This is a genomic window from Streptomyces sp. NBC_00029, from assembly GCF_045160505.1.
In the GTDB taxonomy this organism is placed as follows: Bacteria; Actinomycetota; Actinomycetes; order Streptomycetales; family Streptomycetaceae; genus Streptomyces.
Genome location: NZ_CP108292.1, coordinates 1 through 23,170 on the forward strand (window position 1 = coordinate 1; position 23,170 = coordinate 23,170).

General features: G+C 68.1%; 18 protein-coding genes and 1 pseudogene. 11 read left to right on the plus strand and 8 right to left on the minus strand.

The features are described 5' to 3' along the window. The first annotated feature begins 687 nt into the window (after window positions 1-687). From OG753_RS00005 to OG753_RS00020, 4 genes are all read left to right on the plus strand, one after another. Entirely contained in the window at window positions 688-3,108 is a 2,421-nt protein-coding gene (locus OG753_RS00005) for a hypothetical protein (protein ID WP_405786524.1), read from the plus strand. Between the two features lie 63 nt (window positions 3,109-3,171). Further along, entirely contained in the window at window positions 3,172-3,639 is a 468-nt protein-coding gene (locus tag OG753_RS00010; protein WP_405786525.1) for a hypothetical protein, read from the plus strand. A 271-nt stretch (window positions 3,640-3,910) separates the two neighbouring features. Then, on the plus strand, window positions 3,911-4,615 hold the full coding sequence (locus OG753_RS00015) for a hypothetical protein (RefSeq protein WP_405786527.1): 705 nt from the start codon (window positions 3,911-3,913) through the stop codon (window positions 4,613-4,615). Window positions 4,616-5,921: 1,306 nt separating this feature from the next. Then, window positions 5,922-6,311: a hypothetical protein gene (locus OG753_RS00020; RefSeq protein WP_405786529.1), complete on the plus strand. Its 390-nt coding sequence runs from the start codon at window positions 5,922-5,924 to the stop codon at window positions 6,309-6,311. A 78-nt stretch (window positions 6,312-6,389) separates the two neighbouring features. Here OG753_RS00020 and OG753_RS00025 read toward each other — a convergent pair whose 3' ends face one another. Next, window positions 6,390-6,617, minus strand: coding sequence for a hypothetical protein (locus OG753_RS00025; protein WP_405786531.1), 228 nt, complete (start codon window positions 6,615-6,617; stop codon window positions 6,390-6,392). A 161-nt stretch (window positions 6,618-6,778) separates the two neighbouring features. Between OG753_RS00025 and OG753_RS00030 the strand changes: the two are divergent. Together OG753_RS00030 and OG753_RS00035 are read left to right on the plus strand one after the other, a co-directional pair. Then, window positions 6,779-7,636: pseudogene (locus OG753_RS00030) on the plus strand (IS5 family transposase). 33 nt (window positions 7,637-7,669) lie between these two features. Beyond that, complete coding sequence (locus OG753_RS00035) at window positions 7,670-7,927, plus strand: DUF6221 family protein (protein ID WP_405786533.1); 258 nt, start codon at window positions 7,670-7,672, stop codon at window positions 7,925-7,927. 31 nt (window positions 7,928-7,958) lie between these two features. Here the strand turns inward: OG753_RS00035 and OG753_RS00040 are convergent, their stop codons facing one another. Next, window positions 7,959-9,032, minus strand: a complete 1,074-nt coding sequence (locus OG753_RS00040) for a hypothetical protein (protein WP_405786535.1) — start codon at window positions 9,030-9,032, stop codon at window positions 7,959-7,961. Between the two features lie 263 nt (window positions 9,033-9,295). On the opposite strand from OG753_RS00040, the gene OG753_RS00045 reads away from it, so the two are divergent. Next, window positions 9,296-10,087: a hypothetical protein gene (locus tag OG753_RS00045; protein ID WP_405786536.1), complete on the plus strand. Its 792-nt coding sequence runs from the start codon at window positions 9,296-9,298 to the stop codon at window positions 10,085-10,087. Between the two features lie 123 nt (window positions 10,088-10,210). Further along, window positions 10,211-12,475 (plus strand): NACHT domain-containing protein, encoded by a 2,265-nt coding sequence (locus tag OG753_RS00050; protein ID WP_405786538.1) that lies wholly within the window; start codon window positions 10,211-10,213, stop codon window positions 12,473-12,475. Between the two features lie 86 nt (window positions 12,476-12,561). On the opposite strand, the gene OG753_RS00055 is transcribed toward OG753_RS00050, so the two are convergent. After that, complete coding sequence (locus OG753_RS00055) at window positions 12,562-12,810, minus strand: hypothetical protein (protein WP_405786540.1); 249 nt, start codon at window positions 12,808-12,810, stop codon at window positions 12,562-12,564. On the opposite strand from OG753_RS00055, the gene OG753_RS00060 reads away from it, so the two are divergent. Further along, a complete protein-coding gene (locus tag OG753_RS00060) occupies window positions 12,809-12,958 on the plus strand; it encodes a hypothetical protein (RefSeq protein ID WP_405786541.1) in 150 nt (49 codons plus the stop codon). The two genes, OG753_RS00055 and OG753_RS00060, sit on opposite strands and share 2 nt — an antisense overlap. Window positions 12,959-13,182: 224 nt before the next feature. On the opposite strand, the gene OG753_RS00065 is transcribed toward OG753_RS00060, so the two are convergent. Beyond that, complete coding sequence (locus tag OG753_RS00065; RefSeq protein WP_328959675.1) at window positions 13,183-13,323, minus strand: hypothetical protein; 141 nt, start codon at window positions 13,321-13,323, stop codon at window positions 13,183-13,185. Window positions 13,324-13,554: 231 nt separating this feature from the next. Here OG753_RS00065 and OG753_RS00070 point away from each other — a divergent pair, with 231 nt between their 5' ends. Beyond that, window positions 13,555-15,042: a tetratricopeptide repeat protein gene (locus OG753_RS00070; protein ID WP_405786543.1), complete on the plus strand. Its 1,488-nt coding sequence runs from the start codon at window positions 13,555-13,557 to the stop codon at window positions 15,040-15,042. A 350-nt stretch (window positions 15,043-15,392) separates the two neighbouring features. Here the strand turns inward: OG753_RS00070 and OG753_RS00075 are convergent, their stop codons facing one another. The 4 genes from OG753_RS00075 to OG753_RS00090 form a co-directional block, all read right to left on the minus strand. Further along, on the minus strand, window positions 15,393-15,860 hold the full coding sequence (locus OG753_RS00075; protein ID WP_405786545.1) for a hypothetical protein: 468 nt from the start codon (window positions 15,858-15,860) through the stop codon (window positions 15,393-15,395). A gap of 31 nt (window positions 15,861-15,891) precedes the next feature. Continuing rightward, a complete protein-coding gene (locus OG753_RS00080; protein WP_405786546.1) occupies window positions 15,892-17,238 on the minus strand; it encodes a S1 family peptidase in 1,347 nt (448 codons plus the stop codon). A 1,011-nt stretch (window positions 17,239-18,249) separates the two neighbouring features. Then, window positions 18,250-18,846, minus strand: a complete 597-nt coding sequence (locus OG753_RS00085; RefSeq protein ID WP_405786548.1) for a hypothetical protein — start codon at window positions 18,844-18,846, stop codon at window positions 18,250-18,252. Continuing rightward, on the minus strand, window positions 18,846-20,438 hold the full coding sequence (locus OG753_RS00090) for an acyltransferase (RefSeq protein ID WP_405786549.1): 1,593 nt from the start codon (window positions 20,436-20,438) through the stop codon (window positions 18,846-18,848). Before OG753_RS00090 ends, OG753_RS00085 begins: the two co-directional genes overlap by 1 nt. Window positions 20,439-21,042: 604 nt before the next feature. Here OG753_RS00090 and OG753_RS00095 point away from each other — a divergent pair. Beyond that, complete coding sequence (locus OG753_RS00095) at window positions 21,043-23,139, plus strand: ATP-dependent nuclease (RefSeq protein WP_405786551.1); 2,097 nt, start codon at window positions 21,043-21,045, stop codon at window positions 23,137-23,139. Window positions 23,140-23,170 lie beyond the last annotated feature (31 nt).

The window sequence follows — 23,170 nt, forward strand, 5'->3', positions numbered from 1 at the left end:
GAGACACGACGCGGAGTGACTGCGTCACTCCCAAGGGGCTGCAGCCGCTGCGCGACGCCGGGCGGAGTGTGGCCCGATGGGCCGTCACCTGCGGTGACGGCGGGGTGGTCCCGGTTGTTCGGGAACCGCGGGTCCGCGGTGGCAGGCTGGCAACGGAGGGAGGGCCTGCCGCGGGGTTCTTCGGCTTAATTGTAGCAGGTCAGAAGGGGTTTTGATGGTGTGTCAGGTTGTCTGTAACGGTGTCTCAGGACCGGATATCGGGGTGTGGCCCCTGCGGGGCCGAGGTCGTTCCGCTCGCGCTGCGCGCTCCCTCTCAGTAGCAGTATGCACACGGTCCCGCGCAGTGTCCACCCCGCCGGCCCCTCCCCCGACACGCTACACAACGTAACAACTACCCCGGACCAGCATCAGCGAGTGGTCTACACCAGAAAGATCGCCAACAAAAGGGAAACCACCAATTCCCGACCCACCCAAACCGACCCAACGTCAAATACCAAAACCGAAACACCCCCTGACCGAATACCAAAAACACAACCCCACAACCGCCCGCCAAAACCGCCCACATACCAAAAGCTCAAACGGGTGAATTGGGGGCTGCGAACCCCTCAAAGTTATATAACTTCAGCTAGGGTTGTTCTCAACGGGCCGGCCGAACAGGCCGCCCGGTCCAATCCCTTGGAGGTTCGAATGTCTGCTCTGACGTCCGGTACGGCGGCGGTCATCCCCAGCAGTGCCGAGCGGCTGATCCGCACGGCCGAGGAGAACGACTGGCAGGCCTCCGCCGTGTTCGGCGCGGCCGGCTCGAAGGGCCGGACCGCGGACGCGTGGGTCGTTGGGCTGGAGGCGTACACCACCGCAGGGGAGGTGTCCCTGCTCCTGTACTGGGAGCGCGGTCGCTCGGGCTTCCGGTACGTGGCCAAGGAGTCCCGGGGTGTGCAGGACGGCGTGCGGCTGGAGGACATGCAGCTCAAGGCCGTGACGACGCTGGTGACGGAGGCCGAGGTCACGGACCCGTTCGAGTACGGCGAGTGCGGGTGCGAGGACCCTGAGGAGGTCGACAACCCGCGGGTGTGCATCGAACACGCTTACTGCCCGGCGCGGTTCGACGCGCGGTGTGGGTGGGGCTCGGAGGTGACCCGGAACTACGAGCTTGCAGGGTGGGGCGAGGACGGCGGTACTGGTGGCCAGTACAGCCTCCGGGTGGAGCCCGTTGAGGGTCAGGTGGAGCTCACGCTGGCGGACGTGATCCCTGCCGCGGTGCGGACGGCGGTCATCCCGGGGATGCCGGAACCTGTCGACGTCGGCGACTGCTGCGTCCCGGTGGCGGACGGCTTCAACGGCTTCTGCGACGCGTACGGGGTCCGCCTGTACCTGGTGGGCACCCGTCGGGACGGTCGGCTCATGTGCGCCGAACACGCCGCGCAGCGCGCCGGAGTTCCGGTCAGCGCGCTGCCCGTGCTCGAAATGGATGCCGAGGAGCGGCAGTACGCCGCGGACTGCATCGAGGACAACCGTCAGCACCGGGTGCTGCGCGGGGCGGAGGAGTGGGCGGAGGCGCGCGAGAGGGAGGGTCGTACGATCTCGCACGCGTTCGAGGGGTGGGCGGAGAAGAACTGGACGGGTGACGACTTCGCCGCGGCGTACGTCGCGTGGCTGCACACCACCGGCCACGCCGCGGACCCCGTCCACGCGTGGGCCATCACGGGGCCGGTTGACCGGGTGCAGCAGGCCGAGGTGCGGCTGGAGGCCGCGCGCGGCCAGCTGGCGACCGCGCAGGCCCTGCACGTCTCCTCGCAGCGCTACGGCGGAGAAACCGCGATGCGCGAGGCTTTGGAGCGGCTGCACACCGCGCACGCCATGGTTGCGGCCTCGGCCGCGGACCACGCCGCGGAGGAAGCGGTGCGCGCGGAGGAGTCCGTGCTGGACGCTCCGGCCGCCGTGGCCACGACGTCCGGGGCGAGCGACCGATGCAGCTTTGGTCTGCCCACCGGTGAACTCGGCGGCCGCATCGTGCACGTCAACGGACACATGGCCGGACGCGTCCGGGAGTCGGGGCGCCACTGGTACGCGATCACCCCCGGACGGGATGCTCGGCCGGCCGAGCATGCGGACCGGGATTCCGCGGCCGCCCACCTCGTACGGTGCGCGGACCAGCGCGCGGCCGAGACTCGTAACCGCGTCCGGGCAGAGCGCGCCGCAGCCGCCGCCCACCGCCCCACCGCGGTACCCGCGGCCCGGTACGCGGTCGGCATCGCGCCCGTGACGGTCCCGGACCGTCACCACGGTCGGACCGTCGCCGAGTGGAAAGACGTAGCGGACGGACACGCGTTGCGTGCAGTGCGCGCCGGACGGGCCATCCAGGCCGTACGAGTCGCGGTTGAGGGGCCGGCCGTCCCGTGGACCGACACACCCGACACCAGCGTCCCCGGGTGGGCCGCGCCGGTCCTCCCCCGGATCCGGGACCTCGCCCGGACCGCCCTGCGCCGCGGCGCAGTGGCTCAGGAGCTGTGGATGCGCATCGGGTGGGAGGCGTGGGAGGCCGCCGAGGCCGGCGGAGCCCTCCCGGCCCGCCGCGCGGCGGAACTCGCCCACCGCACCGCGTTCCTAGCGGACGCGTGCGAGCACGCCGCAGCCGAGGCCGCAGCACTGGCCACACCCGTGCAGCGTCCAGCGGCCTCCGAACAGAGAAGTTATAGAAGTGCGTTCGCCTCATGTTCGGTCGCGTCGGACGCCTCGCCGGGGGCGGGGGTGTCGCCACCCCGGGGCCGATCCCGGCCACCCCGGAGCACCGCGCATTCCCGAGGGGCATCGAAACCGAGAAGTTATATAAGTCAAAGGGTAGGGTGGGGGCGTGGCCTGATACGGCCCCGGCGTCCTATCCCTGACCCACGGTGCAAAGTAGCTGCGGCTGACCTCCACTCTCCCGTTGCTGCGCGTTCCGGCTGTTCGTTAGGCCGGACGAGCCGGCTGCAGGACGCGCGAGCCCGACCGGCCGCTACCCGCAGGGATCAGCAACAACCGCCCGGATGCGGTCCAGGCGCTCCATGGTGGCGTCCACGCCGAACATGGCCACGAGACGGGCCACGGCGGACACCGCGTACACCGTGAGAAGCTCGGCACCAGGGCTCCGGGAAGCCGCCCGCACTGCCGAGACGGCGGCAGAGGCCTTCCGTGCCGCCGCCGAGTCCCGTGCCGGTCTGCAACCTCTGCAACCACACCAAGAGCAACCAGGCCTCGACCGAGGCCGGCAAGGTGCTCCTGCACCCGTACTTCGAGCACACCGGCACAGCCCGCTGGCTGCACGCGGCAGTCACCCCCGACAGCTACGGACGGCTCAGGTATTTCGTCACCGCGCCACCGCACTGGGACGAGGTCTTCGCCGACCGCGTCCAGTACCAGTTCGACTTCCTGGACCTGGGCAAGCCCTACAGCATCCGGGCCAACCAGCCCCTCATAGGCATGCGTCACCACCTCACCCAGCAGCTTCACTCCACCAGCCCGGCCGACCTCCGGACCCACCTGGAAGACCTCGCCGCAAGCCACCTGCACGACGACCCCAACGATTGGAAAGGCGTCGCCTACCGCGCATGGGCCGCCGACGACGCCTTCTGCGAAGGATCCTTCGCCGTGACCCCGTAGCCTGACGGGCTGGCGACCCCGCGTGCGATCGGCCGCCGCCCGACCTGTTCGGCCTCCCGGACAGGGGCCTCGGCCCAGGCCAGCCGACGCAGTGGCTCCCGGCAGGGCTGGATCGGCTTCCCGGGCGCCGGTTATCACGAAGCCGCCAGGACGGCGCGAGCGCTGCTCGTGGTAACCCCTCGGCGCCCAGCGCCAGCGGACAGCCGGTGGCACCCACGCCAGATGGCCGCCTCGATTACCCGGCGGCCGCAAGAACTCGCATGCTCAAGAGATGACAGAGGCAGCCGGACACGGGGGCGGAGAAGGACACTCCACGTCCCGGATCGTGAAGGTCGGAGTGATCGCCACCATCGTCGCGAGCGTCGCCGGCCTCATCACCACCGGTGTGGCGACGTTCTACAGCGCCAGGGTGGCGGACGACCAGCTGAAACAATCACGACAAGCTGCTGAGGAGAAGAAGCAGGCCCAAGCCGCCCGGGTCTCCTACTGGGTGGACATCGAACCTGGCGGGATGTCCCGGCTGCACCTCATGAACAGGTCACCGGACCCCATCTCCAACGTCGCCATGACGTTTGTCGTGCCCCTGGAGAGGACCGTCGACAACCGCTGGGATATTGAACAGGCCTCATTCTCTGTCAGGCTGCCCAGCGTGCCCCCATGCTCCGACATGGTGTTCACAACAGACAACATGAAGTACTACGGCAACACGGGACCGAGAGACCCATGGGCCACACCGTTCGACAAACTGCCACCCAGAGCAACAGGCTGGCGGGACTTCAGAAAGAGCCATCCGCCGATCTACGTGTTCGTGGCCGACTTCGACGATCGCGACGGTGTCCGCTGGCGCCGCGCAAAAGGCCTCCTGAGCCGCGACCCTGAGAAATCTGTCCCGCAACTGGGCATGCCGGGGTTCGTATCAACTGTGTCCCCACAGCCCCTCAAGTCCTGTGGAGAACAAAGCAAGCCCGCCGACTAACCCGACCGAAAAGCGAAGGCAGTCCCAATAGGCTTTCTTTTGCCGGTCCTGATCCCGGCGACCGTTCCGGTCGCCGGGATCAGGCAGCCTATCGCTGCGGCTTGCGGGACTGCTTCTGTTCGGGACTGCCGCCACGCCGCAGGTGTCCTGCTGTCCGGGGCGGGCCTTTCCACGGGCCGCTTGGCCGTGGTCGACCGGCCGCGGGCAGCCGAGGGAGAAACCCGGGGCCGGGTTCCCGGCATCGGGCGGGCCAGGGCTTCCCCCATCTTCCGCATGTCCGGGATGTCCACCGCGTCCGGTGCCTGCCCCGGGGCGAGGGCGGGGCGCTGTAGGAGAACGCCGCATTGCCGAGGCGAAGGAGCGCCTCGGCACTCGGCAGGTCTCGCTTCTTCCCGGGCGCCCGTCCGTCGTCCCGGCGGAGCCTGTCGGCGCCCGCCTGCGCCAGCCCGGCGACCTTCTCGCAGGCGCGTACGGAGACCTTGCGGATGAAGTCCGCGACGCGGCTGTCTCCCATGAGGCGGTCGAGGTGCTCCCCGGCCCGGTCCTTGAGGACGCGCCAGACGTTCCCGAAGGCACCGCGGAGGGTCTGGAGCCGCTGCCACTCGGGCAGGTCCTGAAGCGAGCGGGCGTGCGCATCCGCCTGGCGCAGGGCGGTGTTCACCGCCGCAGCTTCCCTCTGAGGATCACGAACCGGAACAGCCACAACCTGCACCCCAGCTTGTTCAGGTCGGGCAGGCGCCTCCGCCGCCCGATTAGTCGGCCGGACCCCGGTCACCGCGTGATCGGCTGTCGGCACGGCAATGCGGGTGGCCTCGCGGAGCAACTGCTGGAGCGCAACGGGAGGTCGAAGGTCAGCGGCAGCTACTTTGCACCGTGGGGCAGATACTGCGCCGCCCGGATCTCCAAAGACAGGGTCACCACCGAGGCAGCCCCGCCGCTGGCTAAACCACAATGCTGCCTGCCACCACGTCATGCGCTGACGATGGACCCCAAAACAGCGAATTTCAGAGAAGGTTGCAACGCTACGCCCCGCCCTCAGTCGGGGCGGGAGTTCCGGCCCAGGACATCCGCCACCGATACCCGCCCACGTGCCGCGCTCCTCGCGGACGCGTGCGAGCACGCCGCCGCCGAGGCCCTCCGGCGGACAGGCGGACAGAGAAGACCTCGGTAGGGGCGGCCCCATTGCCACCCTGGCCGCCTCGGCCCGCCACGCATTCCCGAAAGAGCATGAAGTTATATAAGTAAAGGGTAGGGTGGGGGCGCGGGCCTGATACGGTCCGCGCCCGAGACGAGAGGCGACGCCCCCATGGCCACCGCACCCCGCCAGGTCCCCAAGACGTATCCCGCCGGGACCGGCCGGCCCACCGAACGGAAACTCACCGACGAGAAGGTCGTCAGGGCGGTGAACGTGGCCGGGACCGTGTGGGAGGCGGGCAAGAAACGCGCTGGTCAGGACGAGGTCTCGATCTCCCACGCCGTCGGGCTGTTCCTCGAGGCGTACGCCGCCGGTCTCCTGGACCTGGACGCCATCACCGCGCAGCTCGACGCCCTCGCGGCCGGCGAGGACCCTGCCGCCGTCTCCAGCGCCGGCGCGTGGACGGAAGAAGCCCCTCCCGCCTTCCCGCACCCCAGTTGGAGCAGCGGGGACGGCGTCCCGCGCGCACTCGACATCCTCGACGCCGAGGACCGGTCCTGACCTGCACACTCGTACGCCCCGCCCGGAGTCCGGGCGGGGCGTTTGTCGTTCACGAGCAGGCCCGTTGCCGGGCCACGGTCAGCGCCGGCGGACGGCGAACGCGACGCCGACCGCCGCGGCCAGCGCCCCGGCCACCGTCGCAATCGGCCCGGTGAGCGACGGGTGAGCGAGGCACATGTAGCCAGCCGTTGCGAGGACCAGGGCGCCGACGATGACCAGGCACAGCGTCAGGAGCGGGTCCGTGGCCGGCGGCTGCGGGGGCTGCTGCTGCGGGGTCTGGGGCTGCGGGTCGGTAGCAGTGGACATGAGGTTCCCTCCCGAAAGAGCGGCCGCGGACGATCCGCGGCATGGCGCTGCCCACCTCTCCGGGGGTTGCAGTCCGCGCACTCCGGTGAGGGGCAGACAGCACAGTGCGGAACACGGGGGTTAGGGCGTGTCTCTTTGATGGGTTGGTCAGTTGATCGGATGTGTCCGTCCGATTAGTGATCACTGATGCGATGTGGGACCGGATCGAGCCGCTGATGCCGGCCGATCCGGTCCGTGGTCGGCGATGGGCCGATCACCGCCGAACTCTGGAAGCCATCGCGTGGAAGTACCGCACCTGCTCGCCCTGGCGGGACCTGCCGGACGAGCTCGGCTCGTTCCAGACCGCTCACAAACGCCTGATCAGGTGGGCCGTAGACGGCACCTGGGAACGCATCCTCGCCGCAGTTCTGGCAGCGGCCGACGCTGATGCCGATATCGGCTGGACCGTCTCGGTGGACTCCACCGTCTGCCGAGCCCACCAGCACGCCGCCGGTGCCAGGAAAAAGGGGCGCCAAGTCGGGCCGAACCTGACGATCATGGCCTCGGACGCTCCCGCGGCGGCCTGAGCACGAAAGTCCACCTTGCCAGCGATAGCCGTGCACGGCCCCTGGCCCTCCGTATAACCGCAGGCCAGGCGGGCGACGCCCCGGCCTTCGAGACCGTCATGGCAGGCATCCGTGTTCCGCGAAGCGGACTCGGACGACCGAGGACCCGACCCGATGCCGTCCTGGCGGACCGTGCGTATTCATCCCGCGCGATCCGCAATCACCTCCGGCGACGCGGAATCCGCGCCGTCATCCCCCAGCCGTCCGACCAGGTCGGCCACCGTCTGCGGCGAGGCCGCGACGGAGGCCGACCACCGGCCTTCGACGCCGACGTACAAGCAGCGCAACGCCGTCGAACGGTGCATCAACCGACTCAAGCAGTGGCGCGGACTGGCCATGCGAACGGACAAGCTCGCCATCGCCTATCAGGCCGCACTCCACCTCGCCGCAATCCTCATCTGGACAGCCGCTTGACCGCCGAAGCACGTTTCCCGAGAAGATGACCACATGGACGATCTTGTGAAGTTCCTCGTCGCACGCATCATGGACGACAACCACGCCTATGCCTACGTGGCCGACACCCTGGGCGGTGAGGCTCTTCTCGACAGCCATCTCCCCATGCTCGACCTGACCGAGCAACTGGCGCACGACTACAAGGCCATGGACCCCTCGGACTCCCGCTCGGCCGGCCTGGCATACGCGCTGCGAATCCTTGCCCAGTCATACGCCGAACACCCCGCCTACCAGCAGGAATGGCGCCCATAGCCTGTCAAGGAGACAGGCCCTAGTCGAGGTTCTACCGGCCGAGCGAGGCGAGACGGGCCTGTGCCTGCTGCTCACGCCACGCCTGGTACTCCGCGCTCGGCGACGACGCCAGCCCCCACGAGCTGTCCTCCTCGGGGCCAGGTTCCTCGGCCGGTCCGAGGCAGTCGGGGGCCTCATCGGCGAACTGCCCCTGCTGGGCGGCGTCAAGGTCGAGCGCCGGGCCAGCCGGATCCGGGTTCCGCTCCCGCCACGCGGTCATGTGCTGCTCCACCTGATGGTCGAGCATCGCGCCGTACCTCCCACTGCGCTCGAGCAGCATCCGGAACCGGAGCTCCTCCGAGGCCTTCGCCTCCGCCCAGCCTGTCACCGAGGCCGCGGTGGCCTCGCGCGCAGCAGCCTCGGCCCGCAACCGCTCTTCTGCCTGCGCACCAGCCCGGGCCGCAGCCCGCCGTTCTTGGGCGCGAACCTGGCAGGCGCGGCAGTCCTCACCGCCGATGATCACGCCGTCCTCGCATCCCGGGTCGGGGCAGTCCTGTTGCAGGATCGCTGCGGCCAACCAGGAGTTGCGGTTGATGATCCGGTCGCACCCCTCCGGTACCTCGAGGAACACATCGCTGCTCTGCGCGGGCAGATGGAACGGCACCGGGCGCAGTTCATCGAGGAGCAGCCGCAGCTGCGGGACGCGCTCAGACTGAGCGGGGAGCAGCATGCGGATGCGGTGGCCGCGACGGGGTCGGAGCGGAAGCGTGCTAAGGAGCTGTCCCTCAAGCTGGCCGCCGCCGCGAAAGAGATCGGCGCGTTGAAGAAGGGGCTGGAAGCCGTCACCGCCCGCCCTGAGGAGAAGGAGTCTGGGCGGGCCGGGTTGGCCGAGCTGGTGGTGCGGCAGCAGGGACAGCTCGTGCACGCCGCTGGGTATACCCGTGACCTTGAAGCCAAGCTCGCTTCCGCGCGCGCCGCCGTGGAGGCCATGGAACGGGAAATGGTGGTCCTGCGGCGCCAGGTCGAGCGCCTGATGGAGGAGACCCGCCCCGCCAGCGTGGCCCAGCCGGCCGATGCGGACGACGCAACGCAGGCCGACCCAGGCGAACCACCGTACGACTGGCACGACCCCTCACCCCCACTCACCAGCGATGCAGCCGATGCAACACAGGAAAAAGCAGGTCAACACCACCGCACCTCACCCGCTCCCCCGGCGGAAGGAGAACGGGCCGCAATCTGGCGCAGCGTCGACGCGCGAGCGGAAGACCCCGGTACTTTCGCCATTCGCACGCCCGTTCCCAAGCCGGTAGCTCCTGATTATTCCGCCATGTCCAAGAGTGAGCAGATCGCGGCAGCCGAGGAAATCCTCAAGGGGCAGGGTCCTGCAGCGTGGCCGCGCCAGGCGGAATCCGTCTCCGCCACCGGGGACACAACGGCGCCTCCCCGAGTCGGCCCGCGCAGCGGGCCACCCAGGCGCAGCGCACGCCGCCCCCGCAGCGCACGCCGACGCCTGCACGCCATGCCCCGGCGGCCGGGCCACGTGCCCGACGTGGGCAGATCGGGCTCGTCGCGGTCCTCGCCTGTACCGGGTTCCTGGCCTGGTGGCTCGGAGACAACACCGTCGGCGACCTCCTGCCCTGGACCGACCGACCCGCGACCACCACCTCACCCAAACCCAGCCCCTCCCCCACCCCCTCAACCTCACCGTCCCCCTCCCCGTCACCTGAGGCCTCGGCGTTCGACACCAACACCCCAGAACTCGGCACGACCCAGGTGCTCGCGCTGCCCGCCTGCGCCGACGACCGGATCCTCCTCAACGTCGCCGCTCCCAACGAAGTCGACACCGGTAAAGACGCCCGCATCGAGGTGCGTCTCATGCAGCCCTCCCCTGCCGGGAATCCCTGCCGCCTCAACATCAGCCCCCAGGCCCTCGTCCTCACCATCAAGAACACGGCCGGCGACACCGTGTGGAACTCCGCCCACTGCGCCCCCGTACAACCATCAGCGCGCTGGGCCCGACTCGACGAAAAATCCATCGACGCCACCTTCACCTGGGACCAGCACACCAGCAGCCCCGCCTGCCCCACGGCCGCACCCTCCGTACCTCCAGGCGTCTACATCGCAGAGGCCTCCCATAACCAGGTCACCGAACCGGCACGGTCCTCATTCGTCATCCACTGAGAACGGCGGTCGGGCAGGTCTCGTCGTCGTCTGGGCTCCGGACCGACGCCCTTCGAACGGTGATCTGGCCTGGGATCCGGAAAGCTCCGCCGCGACACCGCAGCCGTGCTCCATGATGTCCGCATGGGTGGGTGGCGATTCAAACAGACGGTCATCATCCTCGGTGTCGGCGCCATGCTCGCGCTCGCCGGCTACTACGCGTTGCACACTCTGCAAGAGAACGACCAGATGGCCAGCGTCGTGGCCTCCTTCGTGGGCGTCATCGCGCTCGTACTGGCGCTTCTCCAGTACCGCCAGCAGGGCGTCCAGCTTCCCTCGGCTCTTGACTCTTCGCAGGTCGCGGATGTTCTAGCCGTCAGGGTGGCGAGTCAGTGGGACGAGGAGTGGCGGGTGCGTGAGCTCGAGCGCCCCTACCTCCTGCCTGTCGCCTGGCAGGAGGTTGAGGGTGACTTGGTTGAGGACTGGGGCCGGCTGGCTTCCATTGCCACCGGGTGGCCGGGCGGGCCTCCCGGGGAACCCTCGCAGTGGCCGGCGGCAGCCACGAGCTTATGCGGGGTGGACGGCGAGATCGGCGACATCTTCCTCCGGCGTGTGCCCACCCGCCGTCTGGTGGTGCTCGGGGAACCCGGAGCCGGTAAGAGCGTGTTGTTGACACGGCTCCAGGGCGAGTTGCTGAGCGAACGCGCGAACGGCGGACGCGTGCCGGTCGTCTTTCCGCTCGCGTCATGGGACGTGAGTCGACAGACGTTTCGGGCGTGGATGACGGAACAGCTGGTGCAAGACCACGGACCTGCCCTGCTCTCCGCCTCGGTCTCCGTGGTGGGCCGCCGGGAGATGAACTCCCGGGCGAGGATCCACGCCGAGAAGTTGATCGACGAGAAGCGCATCTTGCCGCTGTTGGATGGGTTCGATGAGCTGCCTCGCTCGTTGCAGCCCCGAGCACTCGCCGGTATCAACGACTTGCTGCCGTCCCAATGGCCGCTGGTCCTGACGAGCCGAACGGCGGAGTACCGCGAGGCGCTCAGGAGCGAGCGAGAAGTAACGGGCCCCCTGCTGGCGGCGGGCGGCATACGACTGATTCCCCTGACACGGCAGATCGCTATGGAGTACCTGCGGAGCGACGCCGGCGCCGCCCATGCGCGGTGGGACGAGGTCGACTCGGTGCCCGCCGGCTCGCCCGTGACGCAAGCACTGGCGACGCCGCTGGGAGTGTTCCTGGCGAAGACGGTCTTCAATCCCCGCACGGGTGAGCCGCTCAACGCGGTACCCCACCCGAGGAGCATGCTTGACCATACGAGCAGGGAAGACCTTCTGGCCTTCCTGTTCCGATCGTTCCTACCAGCCGCCTACCGCAGCGATCCGCAGAGGCCGTGCCGTTGGACGCGAGAGCGCGTGGAACGGACCCTGCGTTTCCTGGCCGGCCACCTCGAACGAACACCGAACGACGACCAGCTGCGCTGGTGGCAGCTGCGGCGACTCTATCCGCACATGGCGGTCCGGTCTCTTGTGGGCGCACTCGCTGGTCTCCTCGCCGGCGGCACGGTGTTCGTCGGGTCCCTGCTGCTGACCGGAATCGGATTCGCGCTGTACTTCTTCGTCACCACGCTCGCGATACCCGGCGAGCAGGAGATCGGCCGCGTCACATGGGCCGCGTTTCGCTACACCGCGAAGGTGTCCGACCTCCTCGCGGTATCCAAGGCCATGAACTGGGGTGTGCTGACCGCGGTGATCACCGCGGTCACCGGATGGATCACCACCAGACGGTGGGAGGATGATCTGCCAGCAGTCGGAGTTCGCTGGTCCTGGCAGCAACTCAGGTTGGACGGCTTGGGGCTCGTTTTCCTGGCGATGGCAGCGGGTGCGGTCGTGACCAGCGGTGTGATGGCCGCGATCTCTGATGAACCTGCCGCCTGGTTCTCCGACACCGCAGTCATCGCCGTGCTGATTGTGCCCCTCGTGGCCGCGAGCGCCTTGGTCCCGCGCCCCGTAGCACCAGACCAAGCCGCTGGTCCCGCATCGCTCGTAACGCTGCACCGCCGGACGCTCCGTGCCACCGTGCTCCGGATAGGACTTGCCACGGCCGTGGTCACCGGCCTCCTGGTCGGGGTCAGCGTGGGTGCGGCTGAGGGATACCCGCTATCCATCCTCTTCGGAGTGTTCTCGGCCCTCGCCGTCGGTGCGATTGCGGGGCTCACGACCGGGCTGGCCTCCACGTCCTGGGCGCCCTACGCCGCGGCCACCTCACTCCTCGCGCTCAGGGGCCACGTGCCCTGGCACCTTCAGGCTTTTCTGGCCGATGCCCACCGCCGGGGGGTGTTGCGCCAGGCAGGTACGGCGTACCAGTTCCGCCACCGTGAACTGCAACGCCATCTGGCGGGGCGCTCCTGACAGGCGCGCCTCTGTCACAGGGGCTGCGCGCTTCAGCGGACAGAGGAGCGAAGGCCAAACGGGATGCCGTTCGAGCAAGGGGTGGATCAGGCTCCGATGCCGACGGAGGAGACGTAGGCGTAGGCGGCGTAGTCGGAGTCGAGGTCGGTGATGACGTCGTCCCAGATCTCGTCCACGAGAGCCTCATTGCGGGTGGCCCAGGCGTGGACGAGGTCGGGCCAGATGGAGCGGTCGCTGAGGGGGCGGCTGTACTTGGCGTCGACGTGGCTCTGGTCGACGGGGTAGATGAGACGGGGCGGGTCCGCGGGCAGTGCGGGAGCAGAACTTTCCTCCATGCCGCCCGTGCCGGGCCTGCGCGGCCGTCTCGCCGCCGAACTGGCGCACGCCAAACAGTGGAATCCCCCGACGTCCTCCGCCGAGCAGGGGCCGCCCGTGTCGGCCCATCGCCGTCTGGGCGCGGGATCCTGGCGGACGGACCGCTGATCGGTCGCGCCTGCGGAGCGCGACCGCGACATCGAAGGCCGCGGACAGCGTCGCCCCGACCCAGCCGAGCGCTGCAGTCGGGGCGGTCCGCGCGCGGGACGGGCCCCGGCCAGCTGCCCCTGAGTCCTGCTCAGGGGCAGTGTCCTGGTGAACACTCGACGCGTCTTGGGCGCAGACCCCCTTCCTGCGGCTGCTCTCCGGTCAGAGGCGCGTCCCGCGTCCTCTCAGCGCCCGGTCCCCTCCTCGTTCCGGTGCTCCTGTTCCTTGTCCTTGTCCTTGCGGTCGCGGTAGATCTCCAGGCCCACGGACAGGAGGGCGGCGGCGATGGAAAGAAGGTCCGCCGCGATGGCGATGGTGTCGTTCATGAAGTTTGCTCCTACGGTCTGCTGGTCCCGCGATCTGCGGCGTGAGGCAGACGATGGAGGGGAGTTGGGTTGTCCGGACCCCCTGGACAGGACACCGCAGGTAGGTTCCGGACGGAGAGGTGGTTGTCCGGGAGAGACCGGACGCTTCAGAACGAAGACGCAGGCGGGGGCAGCATGCCGACAGCAGGACGAAACGGTGGAGGCGGCCGACCCTGGGGGCCGATCCGGGCAGTGAACCCGCAGGCCCACCGGCTCGCGGTCTTCCTCCGTGCCCGGGTCGACGAATCCCAAAGAACACTCGCCACCCTGGCCACCGACATCGCCATGTCCAAGGCTCAGATCAGCGTCTATCTCGGCGGGAAGATCCCGACGCAGAGGTTCGTGACCGCCATCGTCGACGCGACGGTCCCCGCCCCCTTACGCGAACGCCGGCACCAGGAGGCCAACGCACTGCTGCGAGACGCACATAATCCGCCCAGGCCCGCCCCCGGAATCGCCGCGCCTTCCGTGGGTGCAGTGGAGCTGGCACACATCCAGGCCAGGCAGATCGACATCTACGACCGGCTCACCCGTTCCCTGGAACAACAGGCCGACCTGCGGCTGGCTGCGGACAACTCCGCGAAGCTCGTCATGGTCCTCCTCGGCATGATTCACAAACTCCAGAACCGGGTCACCGGGCTGACCGCGGAGCGCGACCAGCTCGCCCACACCGATCACGGCACTGCTCTGGAGACGGCGCAGCGCAAGCTTGGCCGGGCCGAGGCTCAGACGGAGAAGGCCAGAGAGGAACTGGAGCGGGCGGAGGAGAAAAGGCGTCAAGCCGAGGAACTCTCCGCCCGGCTCCAGCAGAGGATCGACGAGCTGACCGACGACCTCGACCGACTCCGCGGCGACGAACCCTCGCCTCACGACCACCTGCCAGGCCTCGCCTCTGCCCTGCCGCCGCTCGCGCCCGGCCCGGTCTCCGAGGACCCCGAAGGCGACGACATCGATACCGCCCTCGCCCGCGCGTCAGCGATCAACGAAACCGACGCCAATACGGTCGACCGCATCACCACGCAACTCGACGACGCCGTCCCCATCAACAATCCGACCGTGCCGAACAACCCCTCCACCAGCATGGACGTCCCGGACAACAGCTTTACGGAACAAGACCTCACCTCCCGGATCTTCGAGGCGGAAGGCACCGGAACGTCTGGAGACCCCGCCACGGCGCGCGACCTGTATGCAGGAATCGTCGCCGACTACGCCCGCAGTTTCGGTTTCGACCACCCGGGCGCCCTTGCTGCCCGCCAGCATCACGCGCTCTGGATCGGAGATTCTGGAGACGCCCCTACGGCGCGCGACCTCAACGCCGTACTCATCGCGGACTACACCCGCGTCCTGGGACCCGACCACCCCCACACCCTCGCCTCACGCCACAACCACGCACGCTGGACCGGAATAGCAGGAGACGCCGCTACGGCGCGCGACCTCGGCACTGTACTGATCACAGAGTTCACCCGCGTCCTGGGACCCGACCACCCCCACACCCTCATCTCACGCCACAACCACGCTCACTGGAGCGGACAAGCGGGGGATGCTGCTAGGGCGCGCGACCTCTTCACCGAGCTGACCGCCGACCGCGGCCGCGTCCTCGGACCCGACCACCCCGACACCCTCTTGTCCGGCCGATCTCTCGCTAACTGGACCCGTAGGGCGGATATGCCGGGCTCATGACGTGCACAGCATGGGTGGCTTGGCTCTGTTCACGGTTCGTGAAGCCACCCCGCCCTGACCGCCCCGGTCGCGGCCGTCGGCGGCGTCGGCGCCGCCCTCGCCACCGCTGTAGGCATCGCTCTGACGAACCACGGGCGACACAGGTGGCCGAAGGATGTCCACACGGGGGTGTTCACGAGTGGACCTGACCAGCCAATGTCCCGGCCCGTTGAAGATCGCTTCCCAAGTGAAGGGTGATCGCTTCCCGTTCCGGACAGCACCTAGGACGGCTGGGCGACGGGCACGCGAAGCCTGCCCTCACCGATTCGAAAGGTGAGGGCAGGCTTCATGTCGCTTCGTTCTGTCGGCGGCTACGAAGGCCAGCGGCTCGGAAGGCTGTCACTGCTACTGCCAACCGGGAGTACCCCGTGGTCAGGTGTGATCGTCCTCCAGGTGCCCTTCGGGTCTTCCCGTGTCAGGAAGAGGATGACGCGCTGGCCCTCGCGCAGCGGATCCCCGTCCGGGTAGGGGTCGCCGCCCGAACACTTCTGAGGTGTGGAAATGACCTTGAGGTTGCTGTAACCGATGTCATCTCCCTTCAGAACAGGAAGCCCCTTGGTACTGACCGAATAGGCGTGCGCTTCGGTACCGAAGACCGCCTCGTTCCCCACCCGCTCCGTGACGTCTGCGGTAACGACGTAATCCGCATCCTTGAGGGCTTCCTGCGGATTGGAGTAGACGGGCCACTCGGGGCATGCATCACCTTCGGCACCGGAGGCCGAGGAGCAGGCCATCAGGCCACCGAGAAGAAGTGGGACCAGCAAGAGTCGTGCCTTCATGGTGGGCGTCCTGTTCCCGCAGGCTCCGGAGTCATCCGGTGGCGAGCGTTCCCATGTTGTACGTAGAGGTGTACCCGATCCAACTGTAGTGTTTCGCTCCTCCGAACGTTCCGGAGTGCACACCTCGTGCGACGTTGCCCGTGGAGCTACTGGCAACGGCACCGCCGCTGTCACCACCCGCGCTGGAGTATGAGGCCGCGGACTGCCCGTATACGACACAGCCGCAAGTGCTGCTGGTGTGGCTCGCGTTGGTAGACGAGATCGTCCCGCAGCGCGCATTCTCCGAGTTACGGCCGAACAGGCAGGCGGTGGAGCCGACAGACCCCAGCGATGATCCCGTCACCACCCGGGCCTTGTTCGCGGCATTCTGATACAACCAAGGCTGGCCGCCGCTCGGGATCGAGATGAAGCGCATATCGGCGTGGGTGCCGTTCGTGAGGGCATTGGTGCCGGTCAGGGAGCCGTAGGTGGCACTCCCCGAGGCGACCGAGCCGCTGTTTGTGCCCCACCAGCAGTGTCCGGCGGTCAGCGCCCCGCGCACACCGCTCCGGTTCACGACCCAGCCGATGCTGCAGAGCGAGTTTGACTTGCTGATGCCGACACCACCGCGGCGGGGCGAGTCACAGGCGTTGCGGGACGTACACGCCTCGTCAGCCCCGTCACCCTCGGTGATGATCGCGGGGACATCGAGCCGGGCCAGGACATCTCGTACGCCGGCCTGCTCGACTCCCGGGCGGAGGACTACCTTGAGCCCGTTGGTGGTCACGTCTTCCTCGACGGAGATGACGGGTATATCGCTGCCACCCGCCTTGGCGGCCCACTTCCACACGGCTTCCATGGCACCGGTGAGCTCGGTAGTGGAGTGCTCGACGACACGGAATTCGACGTCGGAGACCGTGCTGCCCGAATTGAGAGCTGATTTCATGAGCGCGTCCTGCCGATCCGATGCCGGCAGGGCTCCGGCAAACTGGACGACCAGGCGTCCATCGCGGCGGTTGTCGAGGAAATGCCCGGCAAATTTCTCCTGCTGGGAGAATTCGCGCACGACGGGCTCAACCGCGGACACAAGCGCGTCACGACGCTTCATCTCCGACGCCTCGGCAGCCGTTCCAATGAAACCCCACTCGTTGACGAGCCCCTCCTCACGGATGCCTACCGAAGGGGTCAGGGCCTCCCGGCCCCGGAGGATTTCGGCCAGCTTGCTCTCCGTGGCCTCGAAACCAAGCTCCCTGCGCAACCGCAGAGAATCGTTGACAACGCCGCCTTCCATCTGCTGAAGCAGCACATTGGGTGCAGGGGCTGACGCGGGGCGTGCGACTGCAGGGGCAGCGGCAGCGGTAGGGACGGCCATTCCGGTTACCGTCAGAATGGCCAGCATTATGGATCTGAGCTTCATTGAATCCCCCCGGAAATGATTGGCGCCACTGACACAGGGACGCCCCTCGGGGCTACTACGGAACCTCTGAGCCCTGAGGCATGGCCAAAATCTGCTGAGACAATAGAACTTGCTTCCGGCTGTTGCAAGAGCACCGCGAACCGGACACTTCCATTCCGCGACTCGGGGAGATTTCGCGCGCAGCATAGATGAGCAGCGCCTCGATCGGCCGCCCATGGAGCTTTACAGCTGAAACCGTTCCTGAAGTTGTCTCAATAACCCCGACCGCCGCCCCCGAGTCCACGGGGCAGTTGGATCAACTGCTTTCCAGGCCGTCGGCAGAGCCGACTCCACCGCGTGATCGTGGCCTGGGAGGAAGGGGCAGGAGTCGAGCAGGTCCGCCGTCGGCGAGTGCTGCAGGAGATCAGTGACCGGCTGGTCCTGGTCACTGTCCGCTTCGCTCACCAGCGCGGGCTCTTCCGGGGATGGCGAGGCGACCTCGCTGTCGACACGACCCCGTTCCCCGCATGGCACCAGCCCCACCCGGGCTGGAAGGACCTGTCGTCGATCGAGATCACGGCGGGCCGGCGGCACCCCGCAAGACATCCCCTGGAAGAGAAGCGCGTCAGCCGGCATCCGCAACTCGCCTTCGGCGCCGGCCTCGACACCCCCGAGAACCGGATCGGCCCGAAATGCCATCCACAGCCTCACCAGGCTCGTCCCGTTCGGGTTCCCCACCGGGTTCCTGGCCGCCGACCGCGCCTACACCGACCAGCAGCCAGGCCACGCTCCGCCATGCCCACAGACGGCCGGAAGCGCCGCATTGATGCAAACCACCCCAAGCAACCCCCTCCGGCCGACGCCTGGTCAGTGACCGCGGCAGGCCGAGCAATCGGACACCACGTCGAACAGACCCCGGAAACGCCGAGATCCCGCCCCGCCTTGCGGCGGAACGGGATCTCGTGACGTTCACGAGAGCTACTCGCGAACTGTCGACACGGCTGTGGGCGGGGGTCAGGCTCCGATGCCGACGGACGAGACGTAAGCGTAGGCGGCATAGTCGGAGTCGAGGTCGGTGATGACGTCGTCCCAGATCTCGTCCACCATCGCCTCGTCGCGATCCGCCCACGCCTGGACGAGGTCGGGCCAGATGTACCGAACGGTAATCGAGCGGTCGCTCAGGGGGCGGCTGTACTTGGTGTCGACGTGGGTCTGGTCGACGGGGTAGATCTCCATGCGGCGGCCTTGGCCGTTGTTGTCGAGGTGGCGGGCGAGCCAGCCGGAGCGGATCAGGTTCTCCCGTCGGCGCCACCAGTACGCGGCGTCGATCCGCTCCCTGGACGCCGGGGAGGGTGTGGCCTTGCCGCGGGTCCAGGAGCGCAGGGTGCAGGTGCTGACGCCCTGTTCGGCGAGGGCCTGGCGGCCGGCGGGGCTGTCGAGGTAGCGCAGGCGGGCGGTCAGGCCTCGGTGGGAGGTGACGGGCGAGACGATGCCGGAGGTGTGGACGATCCGGTTGAGTTCCAGGATGAGGGCTTCGCCGCCCTTCATGCCGCGGGCGTCGTGCCTTTGCCATTCGCCCCAGCGGGACCACAGGTCCTCGGATCCTGCCATCAGCGCTTACCCCCCAGCGTGTAAGTCTGCTTTTCCTTCACCTGGTTCAGGTCCCGGCCCTCGGCGAAAACTGTCCGCCAGTCGCCGATGACATGCAGTTCGTCGGTGCCGGAGATTTCCACGACCTGGATTCCTGCCTTGTGGATTTTGTTGGCTTTCATCCACAGATTCGCGAATGCTTTCGCTCGCATAATGTGCATCCAGTCCGGGCGTCGCATATCACGGTTCGCGGTGGACTCACCCAGGGTGGAGACCAGCTTAGAATACATGGATTTCACGTAGTTGACGGTCAGTTCGTCGCCATCGGCGAGAGCTGATTTCCGGACTTCCGCAAGGGCGCGGCGCAGTTTTTCCAACAGGACTTCTGTGCCGCCGGAGACGAGTGAGCGGTGGATGGTCGGGGCGTCGGCGAGGCCGTCTCGGGCGCAGTCGAGGAGGAGGCGGAGGGTGGATTCGGTGACCCACAACTCGCCCGGCTCCATCCGGTTGCCCAGCGGGTTGGGCAGGTCGGTGTGCTCCCACTCGGCCGGAGTGATCAGGTGGACCCCGGACTTCTTCCGGTCGTGGACGCCGCTGGTGTCTTCGCGGAGCTGTCCGATCGGGAGCCAGCACTTGAAGGCCGAGAGGTAGGCGGCGTTCATGTCCAGGGCCGTCACCTCGAACTCCTCGCCCTGCTTGGCCGCCTTGAACACGTGGGGGTTGCGCCACTTCGGCCGGCCCTCCCAGATCTCGTCCGCGCCCTTCTGGGACCGCTTCTTGAGGACGTCGGCGGTCGGCGGGAACTCCGAGTGCTCGTACCGGCCACCGACCCGCGAGGCCTTGAAAAACTTCATGACATCCGGGATCGCGGACTTCAGGAGCATGACCTGAGCGGCCTCCAGGTCTCCAGAGCACCCCTGCAGAGCCTCGTGCACCCGGCTCGTGATCTGGTCGATCAGCGACCCGGAGGCGTACGCCCGCGGACCGCGCACCACCGCCGGCCCCGCCGCCGGCACAGGCACGGACTCGACCTCCGGCACGACCGGATCCGCCCCTGCCTCGGGCGCGGGTGTGGGCTCCGGTGTCGGGGGTGCGGCGGGAAGTTGCGGCGGGACGGGGGCAGGCGCGGGCACGGGCGCCGCAGGGGCGGGGGTCGCTGAGGCGATGGCGGCCGCGCACTCCTCGGCGCTCAAGTGCTGCGCGAACCCGTCCACCTCCTCGTCGCACGGCTGCCCGCACAGCACACACCGCAGCGCGGGCGCGTCAGCCGGCTGAACCGGCGGCCGCGGGGCAGGCGCCTGCGGGGGCTGGGCAGGTGCCTGTGGGGGCTGGGCGGGGAGCTGGACGGCGGGGAAGGGGAGTTGCGCGGCCGCGGGCGGGGCGGGGGTTGCGAGGTCGGCAGGGCGCAGGGCGGGGATCGAGCCGTGCAGGACGCCCACCGCATGCGTGGGGCCAGCCAGGAGGTCCAGGACGTGCAGGCCGAAATGCGCGGCGAGGCCGTCAACGTCTTCGAGCGACCAGTGCTGACGGCCCCCTTGTTTCCGGGAAATCTGGGCCTGCGACAGTCCGAGCCCATCAGCGAGGACGTGCTGACGCTCACCAGAGCGCGACATCAACGCAGCGACCGTGAGCCTGAGAAGTTCTTCCGTACCCATCACCATGATGCGACCCTAGACTATTTGATGCGGAAAACGCATCAACGATGCGTTGATTGCCTCGTCGATTTGGGCGGTTCCGGTCGCAGGTCCCCCGCTTCGGCACCCATCGGGTGCGCGGGCACCCGCCCCTATCGCGGACCGTGGGCCGCCGAGAAAGGCGTAGCAGCAGAAGGTGTCGTTCCCCTGGCCAGAGCCGCGTCCTTGAGGCGGTTAGTGGCGCGGTGGAGACGGCCTCGACGCCGAGGTGGTCAGGCGGGTGTCCTCGCCGGCCTCGCCCTCGACGAGGACGAGCTTGAGCGGCGGCTCGACCTTGGGCGTCCGGCAGTATGTGGTCGCCGGGCGCAATAGACGTGCCCGCACGGGCCGGGCGGGCGCCGCTCGGGGCGAGCACGGGGCGTCCAAGAGGCCCCCGCAATGCGACGGCCACCGGGGCGATCCTCAGCCCGTACCGACCGAGTAAGTGAGACGAAACCTCCAGTGGAGTATCGGCTGATCGATACGCTTCGCAGATCACCAACGTCGCTCTTGGGGCGATGTGCACACCGTTCCGGGGGGCAACATGGCGATCACCTTCGCTGTCGCCGAGATCATGCTCAATACAGGCCTCATAGTGGAGCCGCCGCAGGATGGCATGACGCTCTTCATCGGGTCCAACAACAGTGGCAAGTCGCTCCTGCTCCGTGAACTCGACGCGCAGATCGAGCTCCCCGGTACAACAGCTGGCAGGACCACCCGGTGGATCCGACAAGCCCTCCCACGGCACAGCGGGAGCAGCGAGGAGTTCACGGCCTGGCTGGAGGAGGGCGGATACCGGACTTGGACACCCAGCACGGCTGAGCACTACGTCTCTCCGAGCGGGGCGGTGCTCCTCAAGGACTCCATGCCGCATCGCTGGACGTCCTTCTCGCTCGCGGAGCTGACCCCCTTCCTCAAGCAAACGCTGTGGACCGAAGACCGCCTGCAGGTCGAATCAGAGGTGGAGCACTGGGACTTCTTGTTGCCGCCGCAGTCCAAGCTCCAGTACCTGTACGAGGACCGCGCAGCAGAGTCGCGCTTCTCTGAATTGGTGCATCAGGCGTTTCGCCACCACGTCTGTGTAGACCGGTACGACGAGCGGATCCGACTCCGCGTTGGTCGGCCTCACCCCGACCTGCGGGACGCCCTCCCGGGGGCGGCGCGAGAAGTCGCCGCAGCGTACCGAAACCTGCCCTTGGTGTCGGCGCAGGGCGATGGGTTCCGCAGCTTCGTGCAGATCCTGCTTCAGGTGATGGTGCGGCCCGCTCCCATTGTCATCATCGACGAGCCCGAGGCGTTTCTGCACCCGCCGCAAGCCCGCCTTCTCGGCCGTCTTCTGGCCGGCATCCGAGGGCAGACGCAGTTGTTCGTCGCGACGCATAGCGCCGACTTCCTCGCCGGAGTCCTTGAAGCGGAACAGGCTCGCCCGGTGTCGATCGTCCGTCTCGACCGGTCATCCGGGGCCCCTGCCGCCCGGCTGCTGAACCCGGACGCCGTGCAGGGCCTGCTGCGCACTCCCCTGCTCCGGTACTCGAACCTGTCCTCGGGTCTGTTCTACGACCGGGTCGTGCTCTGCGAAGCCGCCGGTGACTGCCAGTTCTACGCCGCGGCCTTTGACGCCACCAAGGATGCATCGGCCGCACACGACAACACCCTCTTCCTCCACACCAGTGGCAAAGCGCCTCTGGGCGACACCGCGCGGCGGCTACGGCAGTGCGGTATCCCCACCGCAGTCATCGCCGACTTCGACTACCTCCGGTCTGGTCTCGCCGCGGCCGTCACGAGTCTCGCCGACGTCACCGAGCACCTGGACCCGGACCTCAAATGCCTCCGAGAACATGCGGCCGGATCCCGGAGCGAGACCTCCGCAGGCGGCTTCAAAACCGAGATGAACGCGCTCCTGAAGGGCGTCAAGGCCAGTGACCCGCTTCCGGATCGGGTCCTCGGTGAGCTCACCAAGCTGGCCAAGGGCGGTGACCGGTGGGGGGACCTCAAGAAGTCCGGCCTGGCCGGCCTTCAGGGCGATCCGTACAACGCTGCGGAGCGCCTGCTGCAGGCGGCCGCCGACCTCGGCCTCTTCGTCGTACCCTGCGGCGAGCTGGAGTCCTGGGTACGTCAGGTGCCCCGAGGCGACAAGGGGCTCTGGTCTCAGAAGGTCTTCAATGACGGATGGCACGCAAAGCCGACCGACGAGCTGAAAGCCTTCTGCAGCAGCATCCGCGCGTACCTCAGGGACGGAGCGGCGGACTACGCCAGAGCCGCAGCACAGGCCCTCCAGGTCAGCTCCCGCCTCGACCGCGAACACGCTGTCGTCACCAACAGCAGCGACGCCCCCCTAACGGAAGTACGGGTCATTCGCGCCACCTATACCCACGGCGGCCGCCACCACATCCAACCGCTATGGGGCACACCCGAAAACAAGACCTCCGGTGTCCTGCCGGCGGGAGACGAGTTCTCCGTGCCGCTCTTCCTGATGAGCGACGGCGAGGGATATGAGGAGTTTCTCCCGCAGGGCTCCGCGGACCAGGAGCTCATGGTTCACTTTCGTGACCGTGCCGGCCTGTGGTGGGAACGCATCGGCGACAAGCCTCCCACCCGGCTGCCCTCCGGCCCTTCCGAACCCGACCTCGAGCCGCAGTAGCCGGCCATCACCCCACCTCGTCGATAAGCAT